The following is an 18,575-nucleotide window of genomic DNA, read 5'->3' on the forward strand; positions in this document are numbered from 1 at the left end:
GCACCGCATGACCGACGAAGAGGACCGGATGCGAGCCGCGGACATTGTCGCGGCGAAATGGAAGTACATCCTCGAATCCGACGAAGGGCTGATCGACCCGGCCATGCCCCGGGCCGCTTACGCCCACCCCCGCCTGCGGGAACTGTCCCCGATGGTCAGCCACGGCGCCCTGTACCTCCATCGGTGCATTCGCTTCCCCTGGACCAAGGATGTGGGCGCCCTGTTCCGCCGTGCCGGTGGTGGATTCATGGTGATCCGCAATTCCGACCGCACCGTGCTCGGCGAGCCCGAAACCGTGGAGGAGGCCGTTGAACTGATCGTCGCCAACCTCCCGGAGGGAACCGGCCCCGCCATCGACGGAACGGCCGACGACCTCTGAGAGGAACGGCACCGCGGGCGGGCGTGCGCGGGCCGCCGGCCTCTGAGCGGAACCGCACCGCGGGCAGGCGTGCGCGGGCCGCCGGCCTCTGAGCGGAACCGCACCGCGGGCAGGCGTGCGCGGGCCGCCGGCCTCTGAGCGGAACCGCACCGCGGGCAGGCGTGCGCGGGGCCGCCGGCCTCTGAGCGGAACCGCACCGCGGGCAGGCGTGCGCGGGGCCGCCGGCCTCTGAGCGGAACGGCACTGCGGGCGGGCGTGCGCGGGCGCCGGTCCCCGCCCTTCCCCTCGGGGGGCGTTCGCGGGTGCGTGCGAATATGGGGCCTCGTCCGTTGTGTTCCGGGGAGGATCCGCCGTCGTGTTCGTGCAGCACTTCACACTTCCCGAGGAGCTACTGCTGCTCGCGTACGACCCTGTCGAGGGCCGGGCCCTGTGCCGCCCCCACCTGCTGCGTCTCGGCCTCGCGGGTGCGCTCGCCGCCGAGTTGGTGCTCGCGGGCCGGGTGGCCGTGGACAACGACCGGATCATCGCGCTGGGGGCCCCGCCGGTCGGTGACGCCCTGCTGGACGCGGCGCTGACGGGTCTGGCCAAGCGTCGCAAGGGCCAGAAGCTGCCGCGCTGGATACGTGACACGGCGGCAGTGAAGACCATCGACGGCCGGAGCGACGAGGTGTGGCGGCACCGGCTGATCGCGCGTGGCGCCCTGCACGAGGAGCGCAGCCGGGCGCTGGGGATCGTCGCGCAGCGCCGCCATCCCGCGGGCCCGGACGACCGGACCTCTCCCGCGCGGGAGCGGGTGACCGCCGTGGTGAACGGCGCGTCGGGCGACGGGCGGGACCAGTTGCTGGCCGCGTTCGCCGGTGCGACCGGGCTGGCCGACGCCCTGCTGCCGGGAGACGAACGCCACCGGCTGCGCGGCGAGTTGGCCCTCGTCGCCCGACGGGACCCGATAGCCCGCACCGTGCGCGACCTGGTCAACGAGGCCCGGGGGCCGGCCCCGCGCCCCCGGGGCGGCGCCGAACCGCTCGCCGAGGGAACGGGCTGGAACCCCTTGAGCTGGATCTTCAACGGCGACGGCGGCAGCGACGGCGGGGACGGTGGCGGCGGGGACTGAGCGGCAACCTCCCGCATGCACAACGGTCCTGGGGACTGAGCCGTGGCCTCTCCGCATGCGCAACGGTCCTGGGGACTGAGCCGTGACCTCCCCGCATGCGCAACAGCCTTGCGGAGCACGCGCGGACGGCATCGCAGCGGACGCGGCCGCACGGGCCGATACGCTGGAGGCCTCCCGGTCCCGGTTCCGCCAGGGCCCGGGGTACGTACGCCGGGTGGCGTCCTCCACCGGCCCGGCAGGGGCGGCATCGGACGCCCACCGAGCCACCACACACGACACGTCCGATTCAACCCGGCTGCCAGGGACGGAACATGAGCCACGCGACGGTGAACGGCGCGACGCTGCACTACGACGACCTCGGCCCCTCGACCGGGCTGCCGGTGCTGCTGATCCACGGGCACCCCTTCAACCGCACCCTGTGGACACCGCAGAGCGCCGCGCTCACCGCGGCGGGCCACCGCGTCATCACTCCGGACCTGCGCGGATACGGCGCCAGCGATGTCACCCCGGGCCAGGTGTACCTGTCCGACTTCGCCGACGACCTCGTCGGCCTCCTGGACCTGCTCGGCATCGACCGGGCCGTCGTCGGCGGGGTCTCCATGGGCGGCCAGATCGCCATGGAGGTCCAGCGCCGCCACGCCTCCCGCGTTCGCGCACTCGTCCTGTCGGACACCTCGGCTCCCGCCGAGACACCCGAGGGCCGGACGTTCCGCAACCAACTGGCCGACCGGCTGCTCGCCGAGGGCATGGACGGGTACGCGGACGAGGTCATCGGCAAGATGCTCGCCTCCTACAACGTCACCGCGCTTCCGGAGGTCGCCGCGCACGTCCTCGGCATGATGCGCGCCACCGACCCCCGTGGGGCGGCGGCGGCTCTCCGCGGCCGCGCCGAACGCGCCGACTACCGCGACACACTGGCCGCCACTCCCTGCCCCGTGCTGGTCGTCGTCGGCGCCGACGACGCCTACACACCGGTCGCCGACGCGGAGACCATCACCCGCCTCGCGCCGCACGCGACTCTGCACGTCATCGAGGGCGCCGGCCACCTGCCCGGAGCCGAGCAGCCGGACCGCTTCAACCGGGTGCTGCTGGACTTCCTCCGTGACCGGGTGACCGGCTGACCGGGTGACCGGGTGACCGGCTGACCGGGTGACCGGAACTGTCTGGAGCGAGTCGGGCCGGCCGGGCGGTGGTCCGGTGGATGACGGCCGGGCCGCGCACACTACGGGCAGCTCTCCTCGAACTTCACCGCGGTGATCTCGACCGGCTGCCCGTTCAGCTTCGTTCCCGCGTCGGGCACCTGGGTGCAGACCTTCCAGTTGCTCTCCATCAGCACCATGCGGTCCTCGGCCGCGTCCGTCACCGTGAGCGAGGTCCCCGAGTCGAGTGCGCCTCGTGCGGCCTTCACCGACTTGCCCGCGAGGTCCGGCATCCTGCCGCCCTCGACCGTCGGCGGCTTCTCGTCGCGGGCCGGGCAGTTCTCCTCGGTCTTCACCGAACCGAAGTCCAACTCGGTGTCCGTAGCGGCGGGTTCGCCGGCCTTGACGCTCTGGAAGCAGACCTTCCAGTTCCGGTCGAGCACCTGCATCCGGTCCCGCCCGAGGCTGTCGTGGGACGACAGCACGTGGAAGCCCTTGGCCTGGGCCGCGTCCTGCGCGGACTGGAGCCCCATGCCGACGAAGTCCGGCACGGGGACCTCGCCGCCCGCGTTGTCGTCGGCGGGCCTGGTCGTCCCCTTCGGAGCGGGCGGCTCGTCGGACGCGGTGGTGGCCGCAGGCTGGGCCGTGACCGTAACCGTGGCGGTGGGGACGGGCGTTGCGCTGTCGGCGTTCTCGGTCCCGCCGCTTCCGGCGCTGCCGGCGACGGCACCGAAGAGGAACAGACCGGCTGCGCAGGGAATCACGACGCGCTTGCGTGCCCAGCCGGGCAGCCCCGACGGCGGTGTCTTCGGCTGCGGCGCCGGTTGACCCCACGGTGGCTGAGTGCCATCGTTCCAACTCATTCGTCCCCCAAGTGCGTTTCGTGAGGGCATGACCGTATCGGGACGCCCTGACGCGCTGGAAGACAATCCTCCGGAAGTGACGAATTCGTGACGAAAGTGCGGAGGATACGCGTCGAAACGATCACCCCAAAGAGTTAATTGACCGATCGTTCCAGATCGGCCTACGCTCTTGGATGTGGCCAGGACCAAGGAATTCGATCCGGAAGCCGCGCTGCAGTCAGCCCTTGAGCTGTTCTGGCAGCGGGGTTACGAAGCGACGTCGATGGCCGACCTCGTCGAGCACCTCGGCATCGGCCGGGCCAGCATCTACGCCACCTTCGGGAACAAGCACGACCTGTACCTGAAGGCCATGGACAGATACGCGGAGGAGCGCGATCCGCTCCTCCTCTCCGAGCTGTCCCAGCCGGGACCCGCCCTCCCCGCGATCCGGGCCATGGTCCGGCGTTTCGCGGAGGAGGCATCGACCGTCGAAGGCCGGTTGAGCGGCTGCCTGATCACCAACACGGCCACCGAGCTGGCCCCGCACGACCCTGCGGCCGCCCGCCGGGTCGAGCTCAGCTGGGAGCACCTCGAAACCCCGCTCCACTCCGCGCTCATACGGGCCCAGGCCCAGGGCGAGCTGCCCGAGGACCGCGAACCGCGCGCACTGGCCCGGATGCTGCTCGTGCTGCTCCAGGGCGTGCGGGTCGTCGGCAAGGCGTCGAGCGATCCCGCCAGAGTGCGGGACGCCACGGAGCAGGCGCTGAGCCTGCTGGACTGAACGACCCTCGCCGGGACCCCGGCGACCACTCATTCCCTCATATTGGACCGATCGATCCAATATCGCTCCGCACATGCCACACGCATGCACGCACGCATGCACGCACGCACGCACAGAGGAGTTGGACCAGTGAACCGCTTCATCGGCAGGACCGCGCTCGTCACGGGTGGCGGCTCCGGCCTCGGCCGCGCCACCGCGCTCGCCTTCGCAGCCGAGGGCGCCTCCGTGGTGGTCGCGGGACGCACCCGGGCGACCCTGGACGAGACGGTGGACCTCATCGGGGCGGCCGGGGGCACGGCGACCGCCGTCACCGCCGACGTCACCGAATCGGACCAGGTCCACCACCTCGTACAGGAGAGCGCCACACGCTTCGGCGGGCTCCACATCGCCGTCAACAACGCCGGGATACTCCGGGGCGCGGGCCCGGTGGCAGACATGAGCGAGGAGGACTGGGACGCGGTGCTACGGACCAACGTCACCGGCGTCTGGCTGGCCATGAAGCACGAGATCGCGCACATGCGGGACCACGGCGGCGGGGTCATCGTCAATATCGCCTCCAACCTCGGCGCCCATCAGCGCATACCCCATGCCGCCGCCTACATCGCCTCGAAAGCGGCCGTCTCCGCGCTGACCCGCGCCGCCGCGCTCGACCACATCCACCAGGGCATCCGGATCAACGCGGTCAGCCCGGGAGCCTCCGCCGCGCCCATGTCCCTGCGCCCCGGCGAGACGGAAGCCGAGCGGACGGAGCGGGTGAAGACGCAGAACCCGCTCGGCCGGCTCGCGGAGGCCGAGGAGGTGGCGGCCGCCGTGCTGTACCTCGCCTCGCCCTCGGCCGGCGCGGTGGTCGGCACCGACCTGGTCATCGACAGCGGAGCGTCGGCATGACGGGGCGCGTGACCGGCCCGCCGACCACGCCCCCGGCGGATACGAATGCCGATACTGACACGGATACGGATACGGATACGGATATGGATACGGATACCGCAACCGATACGGCCTAGCATCGGGGCGGTCCGTGCCGGGCCGGACCATGTGTGGCGGCCCATTGCGCCTTGTCGATCAGTGGAGTGTGCCGCCATGCCGTTGCCGCGTATCGGGGTCGTCATCGTGACCATGGGGACCCGCCCCCGCGAACTGGAGGCGCTCCTCGCCTCGGTGGCGAAGCAGGACGTCGCGGCCGAGCGCGTGGTCCTCGTGGGTAACGCGACCTCCCTGGACGACGTCGCGACCGATCTCCTGAGCATGGCCGGCCCGGTGGGCGCCCCGGACCGGACCACGCCAGGGGCGACCCGCGTGACCAAAGTGCCGCTCGTCGAGAATCTGGGCTGTCCCGGCGGGCGCAACGTCGGGCTGGAGAGGCTGTGCGAATCGGGCGAGGTCGATGTCGTGGTCGAGCTGGACGACGACGGGCTGCTCATCGCGGGCGACGTGTTCCGCGAGGTGCGGCGGCTCTTCGTGCAGGACCCCGGGCTGGGGATCGTCGGGTTCCGGGTCGCGGACGAGCAGGGGCAGACCGAGCGGCGCTGGGTGCCCAGGCTGCGGGCGGGCGATCCGATGCGCGGGGGCCCGGTGACCGCGTTCCTCGGCGGCGGGCACGCCTTCTCGGTGCCCATGCTCCGGCAGATCGGGCTGTGGCCGGGGGAGTTCTTCTTCGGTCACGAGGAGACGGACCTCGCGTGGCGGGCGCTCGACGGAGGGTGGGACATCCGCTACGAACCCGGTCTCGTGCTCCAGCATCCGAGGACGTCGCCGGCCAGGCACGCGGTGTATTACCGGAACACCGCGCGGAACCGGGTGTGGCTCGCCCGCAGGCGGCTCCCGGCTCCGCTGATCCCGGTCTACCTCGGTGTCTGGATCACCCTCGCCATGGTGCGGATGCGCTCGCTGACCGGGCTGAAGGCGTGGTGGGGCGGGTTCGCAGAGGGGGTCAGGACACCGGCCGGGGAGCGGGCGCCGATGCGGTGGCGGACGGTGTGGCGGATGACCCGCCTGGGGCGCCCGCCCATCCTCTGACGGGGGAAGAGGGAAAGGGGGAGGGGGAGGGGGAGGGGGGGAAGGAGGGAGGGGGCAGGGGAGGGAGGGGGGAAGCGTGGTGGGGGGAAGGGTGGTGGGGCGGCGGTGGGTGGCCGCCGCCCCGGTCGTGCCGGTGAGGGGTGCGCGGGCGGTCAGCTCGCGCTGCAGGAGACCGTGGGCCAGGTCCAGGTGCCGTTGGTCTGGATGGTGACGCCGAAGTTGTTGCCGCTGCCGTTCGGTTTGGCGGTCAGCACCTGGGCGCTGGGGTAACTGGCGCTGATGTTCCAGGTGGAGAGGATCTTCTCGGGGGACGGGACGTTCATCGTCACGGTCCAGTTGCTGGATCCGGAGACCGCGACGTTCAGGTTGTACCGGTCGTCCCACTGCTGACCGGCGGACAGGGTCGCGGTGCAGCCGCCACCCCCGTTGTTGCCTCCTCCGCCGTTGTCGCCTCCGCCGTTGTCGCCTCCGCCGTTGTCGCCGCCGCCGGAGCCGCTGCCGAGCGTGATGCTGGAGCTGCCGCTGCTCTGGTAGCCCTCGGTGGCCATGATCATGTAGTTGAAGGAGCCGAGGTTCATGCCGTGCTGGGCCCAGGCGTCGAAGTGGTTGCCGGTGGTGATGGTGCCGCCGGTCCGCTTGGACTGCCGGACGCTCCAGTACTGCTGGAAGGTCTTGGTGCCTTCGATGGAGGGCGCGTTGGTCCGCGTCGTCTCGTAGATGTCGTACGTGCCGCCGTCGCTGGTGACCGTCCCCTTGAAGGTTCCGGTGGGCCGGTAGGTGCCCCAGTTGTCGACGATGTAGTACTCCACGAGCGGGTTCTGCGACCAGCCGTAGAGGGCCAGATAGGCGTTGCCCGACGGGTTGAAGGAGCCGGAGTAGGTCACGCTGCGACGTCCGCCGGTGCTCCAGCCCTTGCCGGCGACGAAGTTCCCGGTGTTGCTCCAGGACGTGCCGTAGCTGCCGCCGGAACCGAGGTTCATCGAAACGGAACCGGGACTGTCGGTCCAGAACGAGTAGTAGTAGCCGTTGTTGGTGCCCGTCTGGTTCGAGGTGACGGTCGTGTCGGCGGTGGCCGTGCCGGGCAGCGCGATCGCGGCGACGGCGGCCATCACCATGGCGAAGGCGCTGCGGATGAACAGCCTGAGGCCGCTCGTCGGTCTGGTGCGGCCTCGCGGGTGGCTCGTCGGATGTGCGGGTGTGGCGTACATGTGCGGAGCTCCTCCTCGTCGTCGTGACCAGGTCGGCGTCGGCGGGGGCCTGCCGACGGCGCTCAGTGTTGGACCGGCCCCAGGGGGTGTCAATAGTTTCGGCACGAGTTGCGAAAGCTTCGACTGCCTTATGCCGTACGGGAGTTGGCACACTCAGCAGGTCAGCGGCACCCTTCCCGTGAATAGGGGCGCCGGAATTGGCGCGGGACCGATCGCGTCCCGAAGCCCTCACGGCCCCCGTTTCGAAAGTTTCGGAGCGCGGTGCGGGGTCGTTCAGGCCCACGGAGGAGGCGTCGGGACGGGCTCTTCCGGGAGCTGCCAGGGGCGGCGGCCCGGACCCGTCGGGTGCGTTCCCGTGACACCCATGACCACCGAGTAGAGGCTCGTCTCCGCCGTGATGAAGAGACGATTCCGCTTTGCTCCGCCCCAGGAGATGTTGGCCACCGCCTCCGGCACGTTGAGCCGGCCGATGAGTGTGCCGTCGGGGTCGTAGCAGTGCACGCCGTCGTTCGTCGCGGCGGCCCAGAGCCGGCCGCCGTCGTCGAAGCGGAGGTTGTCGAAGCGGGCCCCCAGCCGGAGCCCCGCCTCGACGAAAACACTGCCCTCCGTGAGCGTGCCGTCGTCCCGGACGCCGAAGACGCGGATGAGGCCGGCCCGGGTGTCGGAGACGAAGAGCCGCCGCTCGTCGGCCGAGAAGACCAGGCCGTTGGGCGCGTCGAAGCCGTCCGCGACGAGCCGGACCTCCCCGGTGGAGGGGTCGACGCGGTAGACGTTGCCGGCGCCGATCTCGCTCCGGGCGCGGTAGCCCTCGTAGTCGCTGGTGATGCCGAAATCCGGGTCCGAGAACCAGATCGAGCCGTCGGACTTCACCGCCGCGTCGTTCGGGCTGTTCAGCCGCTTGCCCTGCCAGCGGTCCGCCAGGACCGTGACCGTGCCGTCGTGCTCGGTCCGCGTCACCCGCCGGTTGCCCTGCTCACAGGTGATGAGCCGGCCCTCGCGGTCGAGGGTGTTGCCGTTCGGGTGTCCGGCCGAGCGGCGGAAGACGCCGACCGCCCCGGTCTCCTCGTCCCACCGCAGCATCCGGTCATTGGGGATGTCGCTCCACACCACCTGCCGCCAGGCCGGCACGTACAGCGGGCCCTCGGCCCACCGGCAACCCGTGTACAACACCTCCAGGCTCTCGTCCCCGTTCATGCACCGGCCCGCGCGGAACCGGTCGTCCAGGAGTTCGTACAGCCGGGGACCTCCGCTGGTCATGCCGCTCCCACCTTTCGCCGTCAACAGCCGCGCGATCTTCATCCCTTGATCGAAAGATGGCACAGCACCCCGCGGGACACGCCGGGTTCGAGCCGTTGAACCCGGTCTGTCCGCTGCCCGGCGCCCTCTAGGGTTTGTCCGGTGGTGGTCGGTGGAGATGTACGGACGGGCTCGGACGACTGGTCGCGGCGAAACCGCGAGCGGCGACGTGAGCAGGGGCAGGCGCGACCGGAGCAGGAGCGACCGGAACCGGAGCGGGCGGAGCCAGCGCGACCGGAGCAGGAGCGACCGGAACCGGAGCGCGGGGCAGGGCGGCAGTCGTGGTGGCGGGTTCACCGCGTGCCGCTCGTCGCCGTGGCCGCCGTCGTGCCGCTGTACGCCGTGTGGGCCGCGCTCCTGGCCACCGGGGGCGGTGACCTCGCCGCCCAGCTGGCCTGGACCGGGTTCACCGAGCGGCACCCGGGCTCGGCGTACAACCTGTTCTGGTACGGGGGCACGCACACCGCCAACTACAGCGTCTTCTCCTCGTACGTCATGGCGCTCCTCGGCGTCCGCACGGTCTCCGTCGTCGCCGGGCTCGCGGCCACCTGGCTCATGGCCCGCCTCCTCGTCCGCACGGGCATGCGGCACGCGCTCGTCCCCGCGCTGCTCGCCGCCTTCGCCCTGTGGTGCAACGTCGCGTCGGGGCGTACGACCTTCGCGCTCGGCGTCGCCATCGGGCTCGTCGCCTGCCTGTATGCGGGACGGGTCGTCACCCCCGTGGTGGCGGGGGCGCTGGCGACGATGGCGAGTCCGGTGGCGGGGCTCTTCCTCGTCGTGACGGGTGCGGCCTACCTCCTCGACCGCCGGTGGCGGCGGGGGGCCGTGCTGATGGTGCCGTTCTTCGCGGTCGTCGGGGCGACCACGCTGCTCTTCCCGTTCCGGGGTGAACAGCCCATGCACGCGAACCGGTTGTGGATGCCGGTCCTGATCTGCGCGGTGCTCGTGGCCGCGGCGCCCCGGACGCGGGAGTGGCGGGTGACGCGATTCGGCGCCGCCGTCTACGCCGTCGGCGTGTTCCTCACCTTCCTCGTCGCCTCCCCGATCGGCACGAACGTCGAGCGGCTGCTCGGTCTCGTCGCCGTGCCCGTGCTGTGCGCGGCGGTGTTCGACACCGTCCGGGCCAGGGCGTGGGTGCGTACGGGTGTGCTGTCCGCCGCCCTCGTGCTGTCCGGGCTCTGGCTCATCGACAAGACCGTGGACGACCTGCGGGTCTCCACCCCCGTACCGGCCTGGGCCTCCCACACGGACGGTGTCGTCGCCGAACTCGACCGCCTCGGCGCCCGCCTGGGCCGCGTCGAGGTCGTCCCCGCGCGCAACCACCGCGAAGCGGCCGTTCTCGCCCCGCACGTCAACATGGCCCGGGGCTGGAACCGCCAGCTCGACGTCGAGCGCGGTCGGCTCTTCTACGAGGGCGCGCTCACCCCGGACCGCTACCGGGCCTGGCTGGACCGGTGGGCCGTGAGCCATGTCGTACTCCACGACGGGCAGCCGGACGGCCCGGCCGAGGCGGAGGCGTCGCTGGTCAGGAGCGGTCTCCCCTGGCTGGAGCAGGTCTGGCGGGACGACGGCTGGACCATCTACCGGGTCCGGGACGCCACACCACTGGCGCCGCCCCCCGCCACGGTCGTCAGCGGCGACGACGCGTCGCTGGTCGTGCGGATGCCGCGCGCCGGCTCGGTGACCGTACGCATCGCCTACTCGCCGTGGCTGCGCGTACGGACCGCCGGCGGCGGGGCCGGGGGCTGCCTCCGGCAGGACGGCGAGTGGACGAGGCTGACCGTGCCGGAGGGCGGGACCTACCGGCTGGACTCGGCGTACGGGCCGGGCCGCTTCAGCGGAGGCTGCTGACCGGCGCCCGGGACCTCAGCCGTGGTGCAGGGCGCCGTCCAGGAGCGGGAGCAGGCGGTCCCAGTGGAGTTTCAGCCCGGTGGCACTGTAGGCGTCGGTGTCGGACATGGTGAAGCCGTGCACGGTGCCGGGATAGATCTCCGAGGTGTGGTCGACACCGGCGGCGTCCAGCTCCTTGTTGAGCTCGGCGAGGGCCTCGGGGGTCAGGTCGCTCGCGGCGTGGCCGAGGTGGACCCGCGCGGTGAGCCCGTCGAACAGCCCCGGCCCGTCCGCGCCCACCGGCCCGTGGAAGGCAGCGGCCGCGGTCACCCGGCCGGGATGGGCGGCGGCGGTGCGCATCGCCAGCAGACCGCCGATGCAGTAGCCCGTCACCCCGACGGGACCGTCGGCCACCTCGGGCCGGGCGGTCAGGAACGAGAGGTAGGCGTCGGCGTCGCGCACCGTGCGTTCGGCGGTGTGCGCCTGGATCAGCGGCATCAGCCGGCCGATGAGCGCGGGCCGGGCCTCCTCCCCGATGTACTCGGGAAGCTCGACCACGGGTGTGGGGCCCTCCCGGTAGAAGAAGTTGGGGACGAGCACGTAGTAGCCGTGCCCGGCCAGCTCGCGCGCCATCTCCCGGATCACCGGCCGGATGCCGAAGGCGTCCGCGTACATCAGGACTCCGGGGTGCCGCTCCCCGTCGTCGGGGAAGGCGGCGATCGCGTCGGCCTGCCCGTCCTCGGTGGGGATGTGCAGCGTTTTGACGGTCATGAGTGCTCCTGTCGTGGTTGAGGTGTCGTCCCTGCCGGCCCACACGACGGAGGCGGAGCCCGCGCGGCGGGAGCTCCGGCCGCCCGCTCGGACACCTGGCCGGCGGCAGCGGCCCGTCCGGCGCTCAGCGGAGCACCGGGTCACCGATCCGTGTGTGGCGCGAGGCCGTCCCGGTCTTCATGATCGCGCAGCCTAGTTCAACGGGCCGGCACGGCGCCGGAGACGGGCCTAACGGCGCTTCAGCAGGCCGCTGTTCATCGCGACCATCACCTCGCGGGTGCGGTCGTTGACGTCGAGCTTGGCGAAGACGCGCAGCAGACGCGTCTTCACCGTGGCCTCGCCGATGAACGGCCGGCGGCCGATCTCCCCGTTCGACAGCCCGTCCGCGACCGCTTCGAGCACGTCCGGCTCACGGGCGGTCAGAGCGACGGGCGCGGGCCCGCGCATCTTGGCCACCAGCCGCTGGGCGACCCGGGGGGCCAGGACCGTCTCGCCGCGTGAGGCCGCGTGGATGGCCTCCACCAGCCGCTGCCTGGTGGCGTCCTTGAGCAGGTAGCCGGTGGCACCCGCCTCCACGCCCCGTTCGATGTCCGCGTCGGTGTCGTACGTGGTGAGGACCAGGACCCGGGTCGGGGCGGGGCTCGCGACGATCTCGGTGGTGGCGCCGAGGCCGTCGAGGACCGGCATGCGCAGGTCGAGCAGCGCGACGTCCGGGCTCAGCCGCTCGACCGAGGCGACCGCCTCGCGGCCGTTGCTCGCCTCCCCGACGATGTCGAGCGTCGGCTCGCAGCCCGGCAGGGCGGCCAGACCGGCCCGCATCACGGTGTGGTCGTCGGCCAGGATGATGCGCAGGGGGGCGGCTCCCGCAGCGGAGGTGGGCGTCATGGCACCTGGGGCCTGTCGTTCAGAGGGATGGTGGCGAGGATGCGGGTGCCGTCACCGACCGAGCTGGTGACGGTGAGCCCGCCGCCGAATTCCGCGAGGCGCTTGCGCATGCCGTCCAGGCCGAAGCCCCGGGAGTCCGCGACGACGAAGCCCCGCCCGTCGTCGGTGATCTCCAGCTCGGCGCCGCCGGACTGTTCGGTGAGGACGACGCCCACGGTGGAGGCGGCGGCGTGCTTGCGTATGTTGGCCAGCGATTCCTGGGTGCAGCGCAGCAGGGCGTGGCGATGCCCGCACCGAGGCACAGCAGGACGAAGAGGAACCAGCCGACGATCGCGCGCCACGGGTGGCGGGCGCTCCACCGGGCCATGTGCGGGGCGAAGTCTCATGTCCTCCATGCTGTTTCGCGGGGCACCCCGCCCGACAGCCCCGGCAGGTGGAACCGGGCGTCGACCGGTCGGTGGACGAGGGGTGGGGGGGATGGCCCCCGTACGGCTTCTCGCGGTTGGTCCTGCCGGGGCGTCAGAGCCACCCCTCCAGCCGGGCCTTCGTCTCCGGCCACTCGTCGGCGAGCAGGGAGAAGTAGACCGTGTCGCGCCAGGTGCCGTCCGGGCGGCGGCGGTGGCGGCGCAAGATGCCCTCGTGGTGGGCGCCGAGGCGGGATATCGCCTTCTGGGAGCGCTCGTTGAGGTGGTCGGTCTTCAGCTGGACGCGGCCCATGCCCAGCTCCTCGAAGGCGTGGGTGAGCAGGAGCAGCTTCGTCTCGGTGTTGACCGCCGAGCGCCAGTGGGCGCGGCCGTACCAGGTGGAGCCGATCTCCAGGCGCTCGTGCTCCACGTCGATGTCCAGGTAGGTGGTCCAGCCGATCGCCCGGCCGCTCGCCAGGTGGATGACGGCGAAGGGGACGCAGGACTCCTCCGCGAGCAGGGCGGCGAGCCTGGTCTCCAGCTCCCGCGGGGTGCGGGGCGTCCGGCTGCCCAGCCAGCGCCAGACCTCGTCGTCGTCACCGCCGGCGGCGAAGAGGTCGTCCAGGTGGTGGAGGGCGAGCGGTTCGACGCGGACGTGGTCGCCGGTCAGAGTCACGGGAAGCGGGCGCGTAGCCGACGTAGCTGACATGGGGGAACCATACCCGCATTCGCACTAGCTACAAACACACTATGCACTAGTTCAAAGGCTGGTGGGTGGAGCCCGCGTCCTCCGTGTCCGTCCGGCCCTCCCCCGTCCCCCGGCCCTCGCGCAGGGCGGCCGCCGCCGCCCGTATCGCCGGCAGCGCGTCGTACAGCGCCTGGCCGGGGCAGGTCGTCTCGTAGGTGTCCCGGTGGCCGGAGATGACGTTCAGCACCGCGGCCTTCCCCTTCGGGTACCTGCTCTTGTCGTTGGTCGACACCAGGCGCACCTTGCCCCGCGGGTCGACGCCCGGCCGCAGCTTCCACGCCGCCACCTCCGCCAGCGCCCGCACCACGGCCGCCGGGACCTTCTCGCCGTTGCGGTAGTCGCCCAGCACCGCGATGCCCACGCTGTCGGCGTTGAAGCCCGTGGTGTGCGCCCCGCGCACCGAGCGCGTGACGCCGCCCGCGCGGCCCTCGTAGATCGTTCCGCACCGGTCGACGAGGAAGTTGTAGCCGATGTCGTCCCAGCCGTTGCCCTCGATGTGGGACTGCTCGACCGCACGCACCAGGTCGGGGGCGTCCGCGCAGTCGTAGTCGTTCGACTCGCCCGTGTGGTGGATGAAGACCGCCCGCACGGCGCCCGTGTAGACGGCCCGCTCCCGGACGATGGACTCGTTCGCGTGCCAGGCCGCCCGGCTCACGATCACCGGCTGCGGCACGGTCCCGCCCCGCTCCCGGGAGGAGCCGGGCGGACGCTCGGCCAGCACCTGACGCACCGGGGCGTCCCGTGGAACCAGCAGGACCAGCGGGAGGACCGCGACGCCCAGCCATATTCGATGGGGCCACATGGCTCCACCCTGCGGCTTCTCCCCCGGACCCGCAGATGAGGTGGCCGATCGGGTGAAATCGGCCGCGGAAGCGGAGGGTCACGCCCCGGCGATATCCTGGGGGCAGCGGAGGCCGGTGACGGCCGATGCGCGGCGGTGGGGCCCGCCGTACCCGAACCGCGGCCGGTCGAACGCCGCCAACGGTCCCTACTTGCGCAGACGCGCGCCCACGCCCGGTGGGCGCCCCGGCAGGTAGGAGACATATGCCCGGCACCGGACCCGGGGCCCTCAGGAGCCTCGGGCAGCACCCGCAGAGCGCCGTCGTCGCCGTGGTCGCCCTGGGCGGGGCCACCGGGGCGTCCGCCCGTTACGGAGCCTCGCTCCTGTGGCCCACCGCGCCCGGCGGCTTCCCCTGCACGACCCTCGTCGTCAACGTCATCGGCTGCGCGGTCATCGGCGTGTTCATGGTGGTGATCAGCGAGGTGTGGGCGGCGCACCGGCTGGTGCGGCCGTTCTTCGGCACCGGGGTGCTCGGCGGGTTCACCACCTTCTCCACGTACGCGGTCGACATCGAACGCCTCGTGGCGAAGGGGCGGGCCGGCACCGGGCTCGCCTATCTGGGAACGACACTGCTCGCGGCCCTCGCGGCGGTGTGGAGCGCGGTGTGGCTGACGCGCCGCGCACTGGCGTGGAGGCAGCCATGACGACACCCGTGACCGAACCCGGCCTGCGCCTGACCGTGCTGGTCGGCGAGTCCGACACCTGGCACCACCGGCCCGTCTACACGGAGATCGTGCACCGGGCGCACGCGGCCGGTCTCTCCGGGGCGAGCGTCTTCCGGGGCATCGAGGGCTTCGGAGCCTCCTCGATGATCCACACCCAGCGGCTGCTGTCGCTGAGCGAGGACCTGCCGGTGGCCGTGATCATCGTGGACGCGGAGCCCGCGGTGCGCGCGTTCCTGCCGAGGATCGCCGAAATGGCCGACGGCTGCCGGATGACCCTCGACGCCTGCGAGATCGTCCGCCGGGAGAACCCCGGGGCCCAGGAGGGCCCGGCCGGTCCCGGCATACAGGGAGAGCCGGAGTGAACTGGCTGCTGGTGATCGCCGGCGCGGCGGTCGGCGCCCCGCTGCGCTATCTGACCGACCGGGCCGTGCAGTCCCGCCACGACACGGTCTTCCCCTGGGGGACGTTCACGGTGAACATGGCCGGCTGCCTGATCCTGGGCCTGCTGACCGGCGCGGTGGTGGCCGGGGCCGCCTCGTCCTCCGTACAGCTGCTGGTCGGGACGGGGTTCTGCGGGGCGCTGACCACGTACTCCACGTTCAGCTACGAGACGCTGCGGCTGGCCGAGGACGGGGCCCGGCTCTACGCGGCCGCCAACGCGGTGGCGAGCGTCGTCATCGGCCTCGGCGCCGCCTTCGCAGGTGTCACCCTCGCCGAAGCGCTCTGGACCTGAACCCGCGCGCAGAGCGCGAGAACGTACGGCAACGCGCCGGAGCCCGGCCCCCGAGAGGGCCGGGCTCCGGCGCGCGGTACCCCGGGCCGTCAGGCCCCGGGGACCCCGAGTTCGGCGGACGCGGCCTCCAGCGGGCTCGGCACCACCGGCACGGCGGGGGCCGCCACCGGCCGGCAGGTGAAGCCGAGGCGCCCCAGCGCCCTGGTCACCTCGGCGGCCGAGAAGTCGCGGCGGTCCTGCCGGGTGATCACCTCACCCACCTGCTTGACCGGGTACACCCGGCGGCCGATGATCACCGACTCCCCGGTGACGGGTTCGGGCTTGATGCCCTTCATCGATGCCTCGACCTCGTGCTTGAACAGGTCGAACGGAAAGCGGGCGATCACACAGCGCATGGTGCCTCAACGGGGTCGGGGACAAAACCGGGCGGGAACACGATGACCGGGTCAGGAAGCCCGGCTGCCGGACGGACGGCGCTCGCCGCCGCGCGACGAGGACGCCGAGGACGAGGACCGGCGGCCCTGGGACGGGCGGCTGCGCCGGCCACGCGCGGACGAGCCGCCCGCGGAGCGCTCGGAGGGCGGCGCGGTGATGGTGACGGGCACGCCCGAGGGCGCCTGCGCGCCGGTGATACGGCTCAGCTCGGCCTCGCCGGAGCGGACCTCGGCGATCTTCGGGGTGATGCCGGCGTCGGCCATCAGCCGGGTCATCTCGCGGCGCTGGTTGGGCAGCACCAGCGTGACGACACTGCCGGACTCACCGGCCCGCGCGGTACGGCCGCCGCGGTGCAGGTAGTCCTTGTGGTCGCTCGGCGGGTCGACGTTGACGACGAGGTCGAGGTTGTCGACGTGGATGCCGCGCGCCGCGACATTCGTCGCCACCAGGACCGTGACGTGTCCGGTCTTGAAGCGGGTCAGGGTGCGGGTGCGCTGCGGCTGGGACTTCCCGCCGTGCAGCGCCGCCGCGCGGACCCCGCTGCTGAGCAGGTGGTCGGTGAGCTTGTCCACGGCGTGCTTGGTGTCGAGGAACATGATCACCCGGCCGTCGCGGGCCGCGATCTCCGTCGTGGTGGCGTACTTGTCGGCGCCGCGCACATAGAGGACGTGGTGCTCCATCGTCGTCACCGCGCCCGCGGCCGGGTCCACCGAGTGGACGACCGGGTCGTGCAGGTAGCGGCGGACGAGGAGGTCGACGTTGCGGTCCAGGGTCGCCGAGAACAGCATGCGCTGGCCCTCCGGCTGGACCTGGTTCAGCAGTTCGGTGACCTGCGGCATGAAGCCCATGTCGGCCATCTGGTCCGCCTCGTCCAGGACCGTGATCGCCACCCGGTCGAGGTTGCAGTCACCGCGCTCGATGAGGTCCTTGAGCCGGCCCGGGGTCGCCACGACGATCTCGGAGCCGCCGCGCAGCGCGGCCGCCTGACGGCCGATCGACATGCCGCCGACGACGGTGGCCAGTCGCAGCCTGAGCGAACGGGCGTACGGGGTCAGCGCGTCGGTGACCTGCTGGGCCAGCTCACGGGTGGGCACCAGGACCAGCGCGAGCGGGTGCCGGGCCTCGGCACGGCGGCCCTCCGTACGGGCCAGCAGCGCCAGGCCGAAAGCGAGTGTCTTGCCCGAGCCGGTGCGTCCGCGGCCCAGCACGTCACGGCCGGCCAGCGAGTTCGGCAGCGTGGCGGCCTGGATCGGGAACGGCACCGTGACGCCCTGGGCGGCGAGCGCCGCCAGCAGGGGCGCGGGCATGTCCAGGTCGGCGAAGGCCTCGACGGGCGGCAGCGCGGGGGTGATGGTGGTCGGCAGGGCGAATTCACCCTGCCGGGCGGCGGGCCTGCGCCCGTATCCGCCGGATCCGCCGGAGCGCCGCTCGGACGAGCCGAAACGTCCCGGGCCGCCGGGGCGGCCCGAGCCCTGGGAACGGAACCCGCCGCCCGAACGGGAGCCGGAGCCGACGGGGGCACCGCCACGGGTACGGGAATATCGGTCGTTGGAACGGGGTGTGCGGTCGCGGTTCATGCGGAACCTTTCCTCGAAAATGGCGCGTATCGAGGAATTCATTGCGTCGACGAGCGGCACAAGAATCGCAAGAACGGGCCGTTGGCATACGTGAACGAAGCCCGGCGGCCGGTCTTGAGCCGATACGGGCCCGGCCTGAGCCGGGTCCGGTGCTTCGCGATGACGAGCCCGGCCGCTCCGTGGAGTGGGGGTCACGTCAAGGGGCTCCGCCGGACCTGGTCGGTCCGGGGGCCATGGCGGATCGTCCGCCGCATGGTGAAGACGGTGGGTCTGCGCTCCCCCGGCGGCTCGTGGCGATGGTACGGCACGGCGGGCACGGGGCGGGACCGGAAAAAGCAGCGAGCTGGGGCCCGCACCCAAAGTGCGGGCCCCAGCTGCGGATGCACCGTCAGCGCGTAGGCGCCGACGTGATCGGATTCACGCGGGGGTGATGTTCTCCGCCTGCGGGCCCTTCTGGCCCTGCGTGACGTCGAAGTTCACCTTCTGGCCCTCCTGCAGCTCGCGGAAGCCGCTGGAGGCGATGTTCGAGTAGTGGGCGAAGACGTCGGCGCCGCCGCCGTCCTGCTCAATGAAGCCGAAACCCTTTTCCGAGTTGAACCACTTCACGGTGCCGGTAGCCATTTTTTCTCCTTCTGGGGATGAGCCCGGGGACTCGCACTGTGCCAGTCCCACGTCGCCGTGATGATTACCCCATCCGGATATGCAAGCCGGAAAATACGTCAGCGCACTCATCGGCCACTTAGCCGAGGAGAGCACTTGGAGTCTTCGGGAACCACAACTGCAACTGGTATCTACCGTAGCACAATGAAAACGGCCGGGCGCGAGAAGTAATTTCCCCGCGCCCGGCGCGCCATAAAACTCACGCAAACCCTCACACAAACACTCGGTGTGCATTGCGCAAAATTCTGTGCCGG

General features: G+C 71.8%; 20 protein-coding genes and 1 pseudogene. 10 read left to right on the forward strand and 11 right to left on the reverse strand.

The annotated features are described in order from the left end of the window. Positions 1-7: 7 nt before the first annotated feature. The 3 genes from B082_RS0120695 to B082_RS0120705 all read left to right on the forward strand — a co-directional run bounded on the left by B082_RS0120695 (position 8) and on the right by B082_RS0120705 (position 2,611). Positions 8-379, forward strand: coding sequence for a DUF6193 family natural product biosynthesis protein (locus B082_RS0120695; protein ID WP_026250008.1), 372 nt, complete (start codon positions 8-10; stop codon positions 377-379). Between the two features lie 355 nt (positions 380-734). After that, on the forward strand, positions 735-1,490 hold the full coding sequence (locus B082_RS0120700; protein WP_026250009.1) for a GOLPH3/VPS74 family protein: 756 nt from the start codon (positions 735-737) through the stop codon (positions 1,488-1,490). Positions 1,491-1,801: 311 nt separating this feature from the next. After that, on the forward strand, positions 1,802-2,611 hold the full coding sequence (locus B082_RS0120705; protein WP_018553727.1) for an alpha/beta fold hydrolase: 810 nt from the start codon (positions 1,802-1,804) through the stop codon (positions 2,609-2,611). 101 nt (positions 2,612-2,712) lie between these two features. Here B082_RS0120705 and B082_RS0120710 read toward each other — a convergent pair whose 3' ends face one another. Further along, the gene (locus B082_RS0120710; protein WP_018553728.1) at positions 2,713-3,393 is read right to left on the reverse strand and encodes a hypothetical protein; all 681 of its coding nucleotides are present in this window, start codon (positions 3,391-3,393) and stop codon (positions 2,713-2,715) included. Positions 3,394-3,667: 274 nt separating this feature from the next. On the opposite strand from B082_RS0120710, the gene B082_RS0120715 reads away from it, so the two are divergent. The 3 genes from B082_RS0120715 (at position 3,668) to B082_RS0120725 (ending at position 6,268) form a co-directional block, all read left to right on the forward strand. After that, a complete protein-coding gene (locus tag B082_RS0120715) occupies positions 3,668-4,252 on the forward strand; it encodes a TetR/AcrR family transcriptional regulator (protein WP_018553729.1) in 585 nt (194 codons plus the stop codon). A 129-nt stretch (positions 4,253-4,381) separates the two neighbouring features. Further along, positions 4,382-5,140, forward strand: a complete 759-nt coding sequence (locus tag B082_RS0120720; RefSeq protein ID WP_018553730.1) for an SDR family NAD(P)-dependent oxidoreductase — start codon at positions 4,382-4,384, stop codon at positions 5,138-5,140. Between the two features lie 192 nt (positions 5,141-5,332). Further along, complete coding sequence (locus B082_RS0120725; protein ID WP_018553731.1) at positions 5,333-6,268, forward strand: glycosyltransferase family 2 protein; 936 nt, start codon at positions 5,333-5,335, stop codon at positions 6,266-6,268. 152 nt (positions 6,269-6,420) lie between these two features. Here the strand turns inward: B082_RS0120725 and B082_RS0120730 are convergent, their stop codons facing one another. Continuing rightward, entirely contained in the window at positions 6,421-7,476 is a 1,056-nt protein-coding gene (locus tag B082_RS0120730; RefSeq protein ID WP_018553732.1) for a glycoside hydrolase family 11 protein, read from the reverse strand. Between the two features lie 273 nt (positions 7,477-7,749). Continuing rightward, positions 7,750-8,733: an SMP-30/gluconolactonase/LRE family protein gene (locus B082_RS0120735; RefSeq protein ID WP_018553733.1), complete on the reverse strand. Its 984-nt coding sequence runs from the start codon at positions 8,731-8,733 to the stop codon at positions 7,750-7,752. A 339-nt stretch (positions 8,734-9,072) separates the two neighbouring features. On the opposite strand from B082_RS0120735, the gene B082_RS0120740 reads away from it, so the two are divergent. Further along, positions 9,073-10,623 carry a hypothetical protein gene (locus tag B082_RS0120740; protein WP_018553734.1) on the forward strand — a complete coding sequence of 517 codons (1,551 nt, stop codon included), beginning with the start codon at positions 9,073-9,075 and terminating at the stop codon, positions 10,621-10,623. A 15-nt stretch (positions 10,624-10,638) separates the two neighbouring features. On the opposite strand, the gene B082_RS0120745 is transcribed toward B082_RS0120740, so the two are convergent. The 5 genes and pseudogenes from B082_RS0120745 to B082_RS0120765 form a co-directional block, all read right to left on the reverse strand. Then, the gene (locus B082_RS0120745; protein ID WP_018553735.1) at positions 10,639-11,373 is read right to left on the reverse strand and encodes a dienelactone hydrolase family protein; all 735 of its coding nucleotides are present in this window, start codon (positions 11,371-11,373) and stop codon (positions 10,639-10,641) included. A gap of 228 nt (positions 11,374-11,601) precedes the next feature. Then, positions 11,602-12,258: a response regulator gene (locus B082_RS0120750; protein ID WP_018553736.1), complete on the reverse strand. Its 657-nt coding sequence runs from the start codon at positions 12,256-12,258 to the stop codon at positions 11,602-11,604. Continuing rightward, positions 12,255-12,542 (reverse strand): annotated as a pseudogene (locus tag B082_RS0120755) (sensor histidine kinase); the annotation flags it as partial. The pseudogene B082_RS0120755 and the gene B082_RS0120750, both read right to left, overlap by 4 nt. A 235-nt stretch (positions 12,543-12,777) precedes the next feature. Further along, the gene (locus B082_RS0120760) at positions 12,778-13,371 is read right to left on the reverse strand and encodes a GNAT family N-acetyltransferase (RefSeq protein WP_037710603.1); all 594 of its coding nucleotides are present in this window, start codon (positions 13,369-13,371) and stop codon (positions 12,778-12,780) included. Between the two features lie 46 nt (positions 13,372-13,417). Beyond that, positions 13,418-14,212, reverse strand: a complete 795-nt coding sequence (locus B082_RS0120765) for a peptidoglycan recognition protein (RefSeq protein ID WP_018553739.1) — start codon at positions 14,210-14,212, stop codon at positions 13,418-13,420. Positions 14,213-14,454: 242 nt separating this feature from the next. On the opposite strand from B082_RS0120765, the gene crcB (B082_RS0120770) reads away from it, so the two are divergent. From crcB (B082_RS0120770) to crcB (B082_RS0120780), 3 genes are read left to right on the forward strand one after another with little or no spacing between them, the layout of a single operon-like run. Then, a complete protein-coding gene (gene crcB, locus B082_RS0120770; protein WP_018553740.1) occupies positions 14,455-14,895 on the forward strand; it encodes a fluoride efflux transporter CrcB in 441 nt (146 codons plus the stop codon). Next, positions 14,892-15,278, forward strand: coding sequence for a DUF190 domain-containing protein (locus B082_RS0120775; protein ID WP_018553741.1), 387 nt, complete (start codon positions 14,892-14,894; stop codon positions 15,276-15,278). Before crcB (B082_RS0120770) ends, B082_RS0120775 begins: the two co-directional genes overlap by 4 nt. After that, entirely contained in the window at positions 15,275-15,649 is a 375-nt protein-coding gene (gene crcB / locus B082_RS0120780; RefSeq protein WP_018553742.1) for a fluoride efflux transporter CrcB, read from the forward strand. The genes B082_RS0120775 and crcB (B082_RS0120780) overlap by 4 nt, the downstream gene beginning before the upstream one ends. Before the next feature lie 89 nt (positions 15,650-15,738). On the opposite strand, the gene B082_RS0120785 is transcribed toward crcB (B082_RS0120780), so the two are convergent. From B082_RS0120785 to B082_RS0120795, 3 genes are all read right to left on the reverse strand, one after another. Beyond that, positions 15,739-16,044 (reverse strand): SCO5918 family protein, encoded by a 306-nt coding sequence (locus B082_RS0120785; protein WP_018553743.1) that lies wholly within the window; start codon positions 16,042-16,044, stop codon positions 15,739-15,741. A gap of 51 nt (positions 16,045-16,095) precedes the next feature. Continuing rightward, a complete protein-coding gene (locus B082_RS0120790) occupies positions 16,096-17,661 on the reverse strand; it encodes a DEAD/DEAH box helicase (protein ID WP_018553744.1) in 1,566 nt (521 codons plus the stop codon). Positions 17,662-18,078: 417 nt separating this feature from the next. Continuing rightward, positions 18,079-18,282, reverse strand: coding sequence for a cold-shock protein (locus B082_RS0120795; protein WP_018522223.1), 204 nt, complete (start codon positions 18,280-18,282; stop codon positions 18,079-18,081). Positions 18,283-18,575: the final 293 nt, after the last annotated feature.

Source organism: Streptomyces sp. ATexAB-D23, from assembly GCF_000373645.1.
Lineage (GTDB): Bacteria > Actinomycetota > Actinomycetes > Streptomycetales > Streptomycetaceae > Streptomyces > Streptomyces castrisilvae.